We start from the raw sequence: 9,027 nt of genomic DNA, 5'->3' as shown, positions 1-9,027 counted from the left end.
AGCGGCTGGTCTGGTGTCCAAAGTGCACACCGGCGTCCAGCATTTCGCGCATCGTGACGACTGCCATGGCAGATCCTTATTCCGCGCGCTGTCCGCGCGCATGTGAGGCGGAACGGGCGGACCCATTCCGAGTTTTCGGTTGATGGCTGCCCTTGAGTTGCAGCCCCTAGCACCAACGCGGTTCAGCACCGGGTCTCCCCGGACCATCGCTGTCCCGGCGCCCTACCTCATCGTGTGAACGATGGGGGCGGGCGAATGGCGCGCGTCGTCACCTTCGGCATGAAGGTGCGCAACTATGGTAGCCGATTCGTCCCCTCCTCGCGGTCGTGCCCAGTCCGCGCCCGTGTGCGCGGTCCTCACCGCAGCCTCGCGCCACCACCTCGGGCCAAGCCGAGGGTCTGGAATGGCGACATGGATACCCCGATTCGACATCGACGGCGCCTCGCCATGGCGGCCGCAGTGGCGTGCCTCGCACTCGTGTCCGTCACCCCCGCCCAGGGGGCGGTGTCCACGAGGTTCGTCTCCCCCGTCGAGCCGTTTTCAGTCGCGCGACTCGCATCGTTGCCGGCGCACGACTGGCTGCCCGGTCACCGCGGAATCGATCTCACGACATCGGCGGGCCGGTCCGTGACAGCCCCTGCTGCCGGCGAGGTGACCTACGCGGGCGTCGTGGTGAACAGACCCCTGGTGTCGATCCGCCACATGGGAGGCTTCGTGTCGTCGTTCGAGCCTGTGGACGCGGTGGTACGCGTAGGAGACGTCCTGGGTGTCGGCGATCAGCTGGGAACGATCTCCACCGTCGCTGGCCACTGCGCACCCGCCACGTGCGTTCATTGGGGGCTGCGGCGCGACGGCCGCTACGTGAACCCTCTTGACTATCTCGACGGCTTTGGACCCGTGCGGCTGCTCCCGCTCGACGGGTGGGCCGAGAATGCCGCTTAGGCAAACGCCCCAGTTTGCTCGAGGCTTTCGCGAAGCTTCTTCACGGCCGCGGAGTGAATCTGGGACACCCGAGACTCCGTCACCCCCAGGATCTGGCCGATCTGGGCGAGCGTGAGGTTCTCGTAGTAGTAGAGCTGGAGGACTTGCTGCTCCCGATCGCGCACGCCTTGGACGGCGGTCGCCAGCAATGCGTGGGTTTCGCGCACCTCGACCGAAGACGACGCTCCCGGCACCGCCAGCGCCGTGACACTTTCGATCATGGTGGTGTCGTCCCCCGTACCAAACGCATCCAGCGCGCCGATGTGGCTGAGTGCCACCTGAGCGCGAACCGACCGCACCTCCGCGGTCGCCCACCCCAACTCTTGCGCCACATCACCATCGGTGACCTGCCGTAGCAGGTTCTGTTCAAGGCCCCGGGTGGCGGTCTCCACGGCGCGCGCCTTCGACCGCACCGAGCGGGGGACCCAATCCGCCGCGCGCAGTTCGTCGATGATGGAACCGCGCACGCGGGTCGCCGCGTACGTTTCAAACTTGAAGCCCCGGCTCACCTCGAACTTTTCGATCGCATCGATGAGGCCGAACATGCCGTACGAGACGAGGTCGGCCAGCTCCACGGTGTCAGGCAGCCTGCCGATCATGCGGGTGGCGACCCGGGTGACGAGCGGCGCATAGTGCATGATGAGGTGGTCTCGAGCGTCGCGTTGCTGCTCCTCCGTCCCGTTCGCGAGCATCTCCCACGTGGCCCCGAGCGGGGTGGGAATGGCGACGGTGTCGAGGTCAGCTTCATACGTGGTCATGGTGTGTCCCCTCAGGCCCTCGGATGAGCAAGTTGATAGGCGCTACGCAATCGATCCGCCGTGACGTGGGTATAGCGCTGCGTGGTGGTGAGCGAGGCGTGGCCAAGAATTTCTTGTACCGTGCGCAGGTCCGATCCCCCCTGCAGAAGGTGGGTCGCGGCCGTGTGGCGCAGCGCGTGGGGCGCGATGTCTGGGACGCTGGCGAGCCCGGCGAGCGCGTGGATCGCGTCGCGCACTTGGCGTTGGTCGACGCGTCCGCCGCGTCGCCCCACGAAGAGGGCGCAACCGTCACGCGGCGCACACGCCATGCGACCCGTGTCGAGCCACGCGTTGAGGGCGCTCATCGCCGGGACGCCAAAGGGCACGACGCGTTCCTTGTTGCCTTTGCCGACGACCCTCACGGTGAGCTCGGCCATGTCGATGTCGCCAACGTCCACACCGGTGAGTTCGCCCACCCGGATTCCGGTCGCGTACAGCAGTTCGGCCATCGCCCAGTCGCGCAGGTCGAGGGGGTCGCCGCTGTCGGCCCGCAGCTGGGCGACGTCGAGCAAGTGGCTCGCGTCTGCCACGTCGAGGACCTCAGGAAGAGTGCTGGCAGGTCGCGCGGACGCGAGGCGCAACGCGGGATTGTGGTCAACAAGTCCCGTGCGATGCGCCCATGCAAAGAACGTACGGATGGCCGCGCCGCGCCGCGCTAGCGTGCTCCTGCTCTTGCCGCCTTCCGCCATGTGAGCGAGCCACGAACGGATGTCGGCAAGTTGAACGCCGCTCCACGTGGAGTCGTCGTCCAGTTCAAGGTGGTTCGCGAAGTCATCCAGGTCGCCCAGGTACGCGCGGACCGTGTGTGGCGAGGCGCCGTACCCATGGCGCAGCGCAGCGGCGTACCGCTCCCTCACCGTGCGCACCTCGGCTGCCATGGCCATACTCTGGCACTGTCACTCCCGTCAAATCAACCCCGTGAGTAACATTTGTCACATCCTTCACCCGACAGTGGGGTGTTTTGCACCGTTATATCCCCTTTTCCACAGGCATGTGGCCGTCGACTCGGCGCCAACCGGAGCGGTGCCGTTCCGCCAGCGCGACGGCTTCAAGGGCTCCGAGCGCGGTCCGCGCTTCATCAAGGGAAAGTCCAGCGGCTGCCGCCGCAGCCTCGACGGCCTTGCCTCTTCGCGTGAGTACGTCAAACATCTTGCGCTCGCCAAGTGAGCCGAAATCGATGAGGATCCGGCCCTGCGCGGTCGGCGCATCGGCTTGGTCCCGTGGTGCGGGCAACTCCGTCAAGGACGAGGCAAGCTCAAGCACTTCATCGGCACCTGTCACGAGGACGGCCACGCCCTCCCTCACCAAGGCATGGCAGCCTGCGGACGATGCAGAGGTGACCGGCCCGGGAACGGCACCCACCGGTCTCAGCAGTTCGGCCGCATGACGTGCCGTGCTCAGCGCTCCGGACCGTGCCGCCGCCTCGACCACCACGGTGGCACTCGCACACGCGATCAACCTGTTCCGGCTGAGAAATCGGGACCGGTGAGGAGCGAAACCGGGCGGCACCTCGCTCACAATTGCCCCCGAGCCGGCGATCCGCTTCAAGAGGTCGTCATTGCCGACGGGGTACAGGCGATCCACACCCCCCGCCATCACGGCGACGGTGGGTGAGCCTTGGGCGAGCGCAGCTCGATGTGCGGCCGCGTCGATGCCGTAGGCACCTCCGGAAATCACGGCCCGGCCCGCCGCTGCTATGCCATGTGCGATATCGCCCGCGGTGTAAGCGCCGTAGGACGTCGCTGAGCGCGAGCCGACCACCGCAACAGCCGAGCCCCACAGCGCGTCCAGATTCCCATCTCCGCGGACGTACAGCGCAAACGGCTGCGCCTGCCCAAGGTCTTGCAGGACGCTCGGCCACTGAGCGTCGACGCGAGTGACGATGTGCCCCCCGACGGCGTCGGTTCGACGCTCGTGCGGCTCCTCGACCCGATCGAGTCTTGCCTCCCACCTCTCGTGCGCGCGCGCGGCCGATCTCGCCAACTCGGGACCCTCGGTCTCCGCCAGTCGCGCGGCCACGTGTGCCAGACGGTCGCAACCACGCATGACCCAGTCGAGTGCCCTGCAGGCGCCGAGTGCATCGACAAGTGCACCCGCCACCACGTCGGCGGGCTCCGCGATGGCGCTCCACGCGATCAGGGCCTCTCGCTCATCTCGACTCATTGCACACCATCCCGCGAACGCAGCATCATCGCGCGCGCCACGTGGTCGCTCGCGGGCACGGCGACGGCGTCAAGGTCGGCGAGTGTCCACGCAACGCGCAATGCGCGGTCGGCACCGCGAGCCGAAAGTCTGCCGCGCTCCATGGCCGCATGAGCGACCGACGCCGCCGACCGCGGGGTGTGCTCTCGGAGCCAACGACTCGGCACCTGCGCACTCGCCGTCCACGGGAAGTCCGCCCAACGGCTTCGGGCTCGGTCGCGAGCCTCGCGGACACGCTCGGCCACTGACGCTGAACTTTCTCCGGGCGCCGCCTGTGCCCGCCGCACTGGCAAGACGTCCACTTGGAGGTCTATCCGGTCCAGGAGGGGACCGCTCAGCCTCGCGAAGTATCGCCGGCGAGCCATCGGGGTGCAGGAACAGTCGCCACCGCGGCCAAAATAGTGGCCGCAGGGACAGGGGTTGGCCGCGAGCACCAACTGAAATCTGGCGGGATAGCGCGTTGCGCCGTAGGCACGATGCAGCACGATCTCGCCGCTCTCGAGCGGCTGCCGCAGCGTTTGCAGGACTCCGGTGGGGAACTCGGGTGCCTCGTCGAGAAACAGCACTCCCCCGTGCGCCCGGGAAATCGCCCCGGGCCGGGCGAGACGGGCACCTCCGCCCACGATCGCCGCCGCCGATGCGGAATGGTGCGGAGCCTCGAAGGGCGGCCGCGTGAGTAGCCCCATCGAGGCGTCCAGCGTGCCTGCGACGGAGTGAATTGAGGTGGCAGCGAGCGCGTCGCCCGGTGCCATATCGGGCAGGACGCCGGGCAGGCGCGAGGCGAGCATGGTCTTCCCGGCCCCGGGTGGCCCGACCATCAGCAGATGATGCCCTCCCGCAGCCGCGACCTCCAGCGCCCAACGTGCCTCGGGTTGCCCGCGTACATCGGCGAGGTCAGGGACGTTCGTCTCCGGGGCCGATTCGGTGGACGGAGTCGCCGACGGCCCACGGGCTGTAGGTCGGGCGTCATCGTTGCCGTACAGGGCGGCCAGTTGTGCGAGCGAGTCCACCGCGGTGACCTCGGCGCCGGGCACGAGCGCCGCCTCGTCCAGGTTGGCCTGCGGAACCACCACGTGGGGGCAGCCTGCGTCGACGGCGGCGATGACCGAGGGAAGGATGCCGCGCACCGGGCGCACTTGCCCGTCGAGACCGAGTTCGCCAAGGTGCACCGAGCGCGCCGCGGACGCGGGAGCGATCATCCCTGCCGCGGCCATCACGGCCACCGCGATCGCGAGGTCCGTCACCGATCCCGATTTGGGTAACGATGCCGGCGACAGGTTGACCGTGACGCGGCGCTGCGGCCATGCGAGTGAGGACGAGGCGACGGCGGCCCGGACACGATCGCGCGCCTCGTGAAGCGAGGCATCGGGAAGCCCGACCAGGGTGAACGTGGGCAGCGACGCCGCGAGGTGCGCCTCCACGTCAATGAGGTGACCACGTACGCCGGTCAGCACCACTGATCTGGTCCGGCCGATCATGCGGCGCCCCTCACGTGCTCAACATGCGCGGCCCCCGCGCCTGGCAGCGTCACACCCACCACGTCGATGCGCACTTCGGAGAATGTCCGATCCTGCGCCGCGAGCCATGCGGCGAGAAGCTTGCGGATCCGGGCGACCTTGACAGGCGTCACCGCCTCTAGGGGTGAACCAAAGGTCGCGGTGCGCCTGGTCTTGACTTCCACCGCGACGATGCATCCGCCGTCCACCGCCACGATGTCGAGCTCCCCTAACGCGCATCGCCAGTTGCGGTCGAGCACCTCCCAACCGAGCGACTCGAGCCGCTCCGCGACCACCCGCTCCCCGTACCGCCCCACTGCGTCCTTCGCCGCCATGTCGCACCTCCGTGACTACCGTCGCGGCGGAGCGGTCGGGCTCGGGGGCGAACGGGTCGCCGCTGGGGAAGAGCCTGCTGCGGCGGCCCTGGGCACGACGAAGCCCCGGCGTGGCGGCGCCACGAGGCATGCGCCGAGGTCGACAGCCGGTCCGCTGGACGAAGCTCCCCGCACGGACGTAAGTCCCTCTTGGCGGGTACCCCCCGGGCATAGCGTCGGAAGTGTCAACGCCCTCGCCGAGGGCGGGAACCCGATGGAGGGGTCCGCGATGCGCACAGTGGTGATCCTTGGCTCAGGCACGGCGGGGACGATCGCGGCCAACAAGTTGCGCCGACGGCTCGCGCGCGACGACTGGGAGATCACCATCGTCGAGCAGCGCGGCGCGCACTACTACCAACCCGCCTTCCTGTTCATCCCCTTCGGGCGATACCGGCCCACGCGGGCGCGGCGCGAGGCTGCGCGCTACGTCCCGGACGGCGTGACTCGCGTCCGGGGCGAGGTCGAGCGCGTCGATCCGGACGCCCGTACGGTGTCGCTACTCGACGGAAGCGAGCTCCACTACGACTTCCTGATCATCGCGACCGGTACGTCCCCTCACCCCGACGAGACTCCTGGCATGGCCGAGGACTGGCACGGCGCCGTGCACTCGTTCTACACCTACGACGACGCGCTGGCGCTGCGTGAGGCCATCGCGCGCTTCGACCGGGGCCGCCTCGTCGTTCACATCACCGAGATGCCGATCAAGTGCCCCGTCGCGCCCATCGAGTTTGCCCTCTTGGCCGATGACCACTTCCGTCGCCGCGGCATCCGTGACGACGTCGAGATCACCTTTGTGACTCCGCTGGACGGCGCCTTCACCAAGCCGATCGCGTCGGCCACGTTTGGCACTCTGCTTGAGGACCGCGGCATCTCGGTGGAGCCGGACTTCATGATCGAGAGGATTGATGCGCAGGGGCGTCGGATCGTGTCCTACGACGAGCGCGAGGTGCCGTACGACCTGCTTGTTACCGTTCCACTCAACCGCGGCGCGGCCTTCGTCGGGCGGTCGGGACTTGGCGACGAACTCGACTTCGTGACCGTGGACAAGGGCACGCTACGCCACACCACGTACGACACGATCTTCGCGGTCGGCGACGCGGCGAATGTGCCCACGTCGAAGGCGGGGGCGGTGGCTCACTTCGAGATGGACGTGTTCCCGGACCAGTTCGCACGCATAGTCGAGGGAAAGGAACCGACCGAGACATTCGACGGGCACGCCACGTGCTTCATCGAGTCCGGCGGCGGCAAGGCCATGCTGATCGACTTCAACTACGAGACGCAGCCGCTGCCCGGGACGTTCCCGTATCCGCTCGTGGGCCCGCTGCCGCTACTCAAGGAGTCGCGGCTGAACCACCTGGGCAAGCTCGGATTTGAGTGGGTGTACTGGTCGATGCTGCTGGCGGGCCGGCCACTGCCACTCCCAGCGCAGATGTCAATGAAGGGCAAGAAGGCGCCCGCCTGAGGACGCCTCCCGACTACGAAGGAGCAAACATGGCGACCACGAGTGTCATGGGGCGCGAGATCCATGTCGACGCGGAGGGGTTTCTCACGGAGTACGACGAGTGGGACGAGGCGCTGGGAGCCGAGCTCGCCGCTCAGATCGGCATCGAGATGACCGAGGAACACTGGACGCTGGTCCGGTTCCTGCGCGCCGACTACGCCGAGACCGGGCAGAGTGCGACCACCCGCCGCGTCGCCACCGTCGGCGGCGTGCCGGTCAAGCGGCAGTTCGAACTATTCCCCAAGAAGCCGGGCAAGAAGATGGCGTACGTCGCGGGTTTGCCCAAGCCCGCTGGCTGCGTCTGAGGAGGCGCCTGATGACCGACACCCAGCCACGCTCCGTTCCCGACTTCGGCGACGCGGAGGAGACCGACCGCAAACTCGTTGTCATCTGCTCCAAGGGCAACCTCGACATGGCCTATCCGGGTCTGGTGCTCGCGAACGCGGCCCTAGGAGAGGGTATCTCCGTCGACCTGTTCTTCACCTTCTGGGGCTTCGACATGATCACCAAGAACCGCCAACGCAAGCTCGCGTTCAGCCCCGTCGGAAATACCGCGATGCACCTCCCCGTCGGAGGACGGATGCCTCAATGGCTGTCGCCGTTCCCGGGAATGACCGCGATCGCAACCCGGATGCTACGCAAGCAGATCAACGACGTGGGCGTGCCCCCGGTCGACGAGTTCCTGGACCAGATCGTCGCCTCCGGCGGTCGCCTCTGGGCGTGCCGGATGAGCGCCGACATGCAGGGGCTCACCATGAAAGACCTGCGTGATGACGTCGAGGACATCATCACTGCCGCCGACTTCATGGACCTTTCGGAGGGGGCTCAGACGCTCTTTATCTAGCCGCCGGCGGGGCGGTGGGCGTGCGCGCGGGCCCGGTTGACGCCGATGCCACCGACCCCCTCAGCGGAACGTGGAACATGGTGTGGCGTGGTGACGACGGCGCCGAAGGAACGGCATTCACGCTGCGGTTCGAAGGTGCTGACACCGGCACCGTCGAGGTGCTGAACGACGAGAACGAGTCCGAGACGTGGTTCGAACTCGACGGCGACGTGTTGCGCCTTGGGTTCACCCGCACGTTCGCTAAGCCACCCAGTTGGCCAGCCGACAGCCCGTTTCCCTCCGGGGGCTGGCCCGAGAACACCACCTTCGAGGGCGATCGGGACAGCGACGGGAGCTTCTTGGGCACGTGGTACCGCGATGACTGGGAGTGCAACCCCGGACTGAACCCACCCTGTTCGTACAAGGACGTACGGATGTCCTTCGCGGCCCGCGCCGAGCGGGAGTCCCAGGTCAAGAACTAGCGTCCGCCGCGCAACTGACGGATGTCCGGCATGGCGTCGTCGTGGTCAAGTTCCTCCACGTTGACGTCCCTGAACGTCACCACACGCACGTTCTTGACCAGGCGGGCGGAGCGGTAGACGTCCCAGACCCACGCATCGGCCATCGTCACCTCGAAGTAGATGTCCGAGCCTGCCGAGCGCACCTGCAGATCCACCTTGTTGGCCAGATAGAAACGCCGCTCGGTCTCGACGACGTAGCGGAACAGTCCGACCACGTCCCTGTACTCGCGGTACAGGGCCAGTTCTGCCTCGGTCTCGTAGTTCTCCAGGTCTTCGCTGCTCACCCCCCCATCATCACCCACGAGATGCCGCGGTGCGGCATCGCGACGCCG

General features: G+C 67.6%; 11 protein-coding genes. 5 read left to right on the top strand and 6 right to left on the bottom strand.

What is annotated here, in order from left to right:
• Positions 1-411: 411 nt before the first annotated feature.
• Positions 412-942: a M23 family metallopeptidase gene (locus QZZ29_RS05365; protein ID WP_291381956.1), complete on the top strand. Its 531-nt coding sequence runs from the start codon at positions 412-414 to the stop codon at positions 940-942.
• On the opposite strand, the gene QZZ29_RS05360 is transcribed toward QZZ29_RS05365, so the two are convergent.
• From QZZ29_RS05360 to QZZ29_RS05340, 5 genes are all read right to left on the bottom strand, one after another.
• Positions 939-1,739, bottom strand: coding sequence for a FliA/WhiG family RNA polymerase sigma factor (locus QZZ29_RS05360; RefSeq protein ID WP_291381955.1), 801 nt, complete (start codon positions 1,737-1,739; stop codon positions 939-941). The genes QZZ29_RS05365 and QZZ29_RS05360 overlap by 4 nt on opposite strands.
• An 11-nt stretch (positions 1,740-1,750) precedes the next feature.
• Positions 1,751-2,656 (bottom strand): tyrosine recombinase XerC, encoded by a 906-nt coding sequence (locus QZZ29_RS05355; protein ID WP_291381954.1) that lies wholly within the window; start codon positions 2,654-2,656, stop codon positions 1,751-1,753.
• A gap of 91 nt (positions 2,657-2,747) precedes the next feature.
• A complete protein-coding gene (dprA, locus tag QZZ29_RS05350; RefSeq protein WP_291381953.1) occupies positions 2,748-3,941 on the bottom strand; it encodes a DNA-processing protein DprA in 1,194 nt (397 codons plus the stop codon).
• A complete protein-coding gene (locus QZZ29_RS05345; RefSeq protein ID WP_291381952.1) occupies positions 3,938-5,458 on the bottom strand; it encodes a YifB family Mg chelatase-like AAA ATPase in 1,521 nt (506 codons plus the stop codon). Before QZZ29_RS05345 ends, dprA begins: the two co-directional genes overlap by 4 nt.
• Entirely contained in the window at positions 5,455-5,811 is a 357-nt protein-coding gene (locus tag QZZ29_RS05340; protein ID WP_291381951.1) for a YraN family protein, read from the bottom strand. The genes QZZ29_RS05345 and QZZ29_RS05340 overlap by 4 nt, the downstream gene beginning before the upstream one ends.
• 268 nt (positions 5,812-6,079) lie before the next feature.
• On the opposite strand from QZZ29_RS05340, the gene QZZ29_RS05335 reads away from it, so the two are divergent.
• The 4 genes from QZZ29_RS05335 to QZZ29_RS05320 are packed head-to-tail and all read left to right on the top strand — an operon-like array spanning position 6,080 to position 8,656.
• A complete protein-coding gene (locus tag QZZ29_RS05335) occupies positions 6,080-7,312 on the top strand; it encodes an FAD/NAD(P)-binding oxidoreductase (RefSeq protein ID WP_291381950.1) in 1,233 nt (410 codons plus the stop codon).
• A 29-nt stretch (positions 7,313-7,341) separates the two neighbouring features.
• On the top strand, positions 7,342-7,656 hold the full coding sequence (locus QZZ29_RS05330; RefSeq protein ID WP_291381949.1) for a TusE/DsrC/DsvC family sulfur relay protein: 315 nt from the start codon (positions 7,342-7,344) through the stop codon (positions 7,654-7,656).
• Positions 7,657-7,667: 11 nt separating this feature from the next.
• Positions 7,668-8,195, top strand: a complete 528-nt coding sequence (locus QZZ29_RS05325; protein ID WP_291381948.1) for a DsrE/DsrF/DrsH-like family protein — start codon at positions 7,668-7,670, stop codon at positions 8,193-8,195.
• A 20-nt stretch (positions 8,196-8,215) separates the two neighbouring features.
• Entirely contained in the window at positions 8,216-8,656 is a 441-nt protein-coding gene (locus tag QZZ29_RS05320) for a hypothetical protein (RefSeq protein WP_291381947.1), read from the top strand.
• Here QZZ29_RS05320 and QZZ29_RS05315 read toward each other — a convergent pair.
• Positions 8,653-8,979, bottom strand: coding sequence for a DUF2469 domain-containing protein (locus QZZ29_RS05315; protein ID WP_291378681.1), 327 nt, complete (start codon positions 8,977-8,979; stop codon positions 8,653-8,655). The two genes, QZZ29_RS05320 and QZZ29_RS05315, sit on opposite strands and share 4 nt — an antisense overlap.
• Positions 8,980-9,027 lie beyond the last annotated feature (48 nt).

The organism is Demequina sp., from assembly GCF_016278765.1.
Taxonomy (GTDB): Bacteria; Actinomycetota; Actinomycetes; order Actinomycetales; family Demequinaceae; genus Demequina.
The sequence above is the reverse complement of the archived record's forward strand: the minus strand, read 5'-3'. Positions and strand labels throughout refer to the sequence as shown.

Excerpts from the sequence above, each read along its gene's own strand:
- QZZ29_RS05335 (WP_291381950.1), top strand. The coding sequence starts at position 6,080 with ATGCGCACAGTGGTGATCCTTGGCTCAGGCACGGCGGGGACGATCGCG.
- QZZ29_RS05325 (WP_291381948.1), top strand. The coding sequence starts at position 7,668 with ATGACCGACACCCAGCCACGCTCCGTTCCCGACTTCGGCGACGCGGAG.
- QZZ29_RS05340 (WP_291381951.1), bottom strand. The coding sequence starts at position 5,811 with ATGGCGGCGAAGGACGCAGTGGGGCGGTACGGGGAGCGGGTGGTCGCG.
- QZZ29_RS05345 (WP_291381952.1), bottom strand. The coding sequence starts at position 5,458 with ATGATCGGCCGGACCAGATCAGTGGTGCTGACCGGCGTACGTGGTCAC.
- QZZ29_RS05355 (WP_291381954.1), bottom strand. The coding sequence starts at position 2,656 with ATGGCAGCCGAGGTGCGCACGGTGAGGGAGCGGTACGCCGCTGCGCTG.
- QZZ29_RS05365 (WP_291381956.1), top strand. The coding sequence starts at position 412 with ATGGATACCCCGATTCGACATCGACGGCGCCTCGCCATGGCGGCCGCA.
- QZZ29_RS05360 (WP_291381955.1), bottom strand. The coding sequence starts at position 1,739 with ATGACCACGTATGAAGCTGACCTCGACACCGTCGCCATTCCCACCCCG.
- QZZ29_RS05330 (WP_291381949.1), top strand. The coding sequence starts at position 7,342 with ATGGCGACCACGAGTGTCATGGGGCGCGAGATCCATGTCGACGCGGAG.
- dprA (WP_291381953.1), bottom strand. The coding sequence starts at position 3,941 with ATGAGTCGAGATGAGCGAGAGGCCCTGATCGCGTGGAGCGCCATCGCG.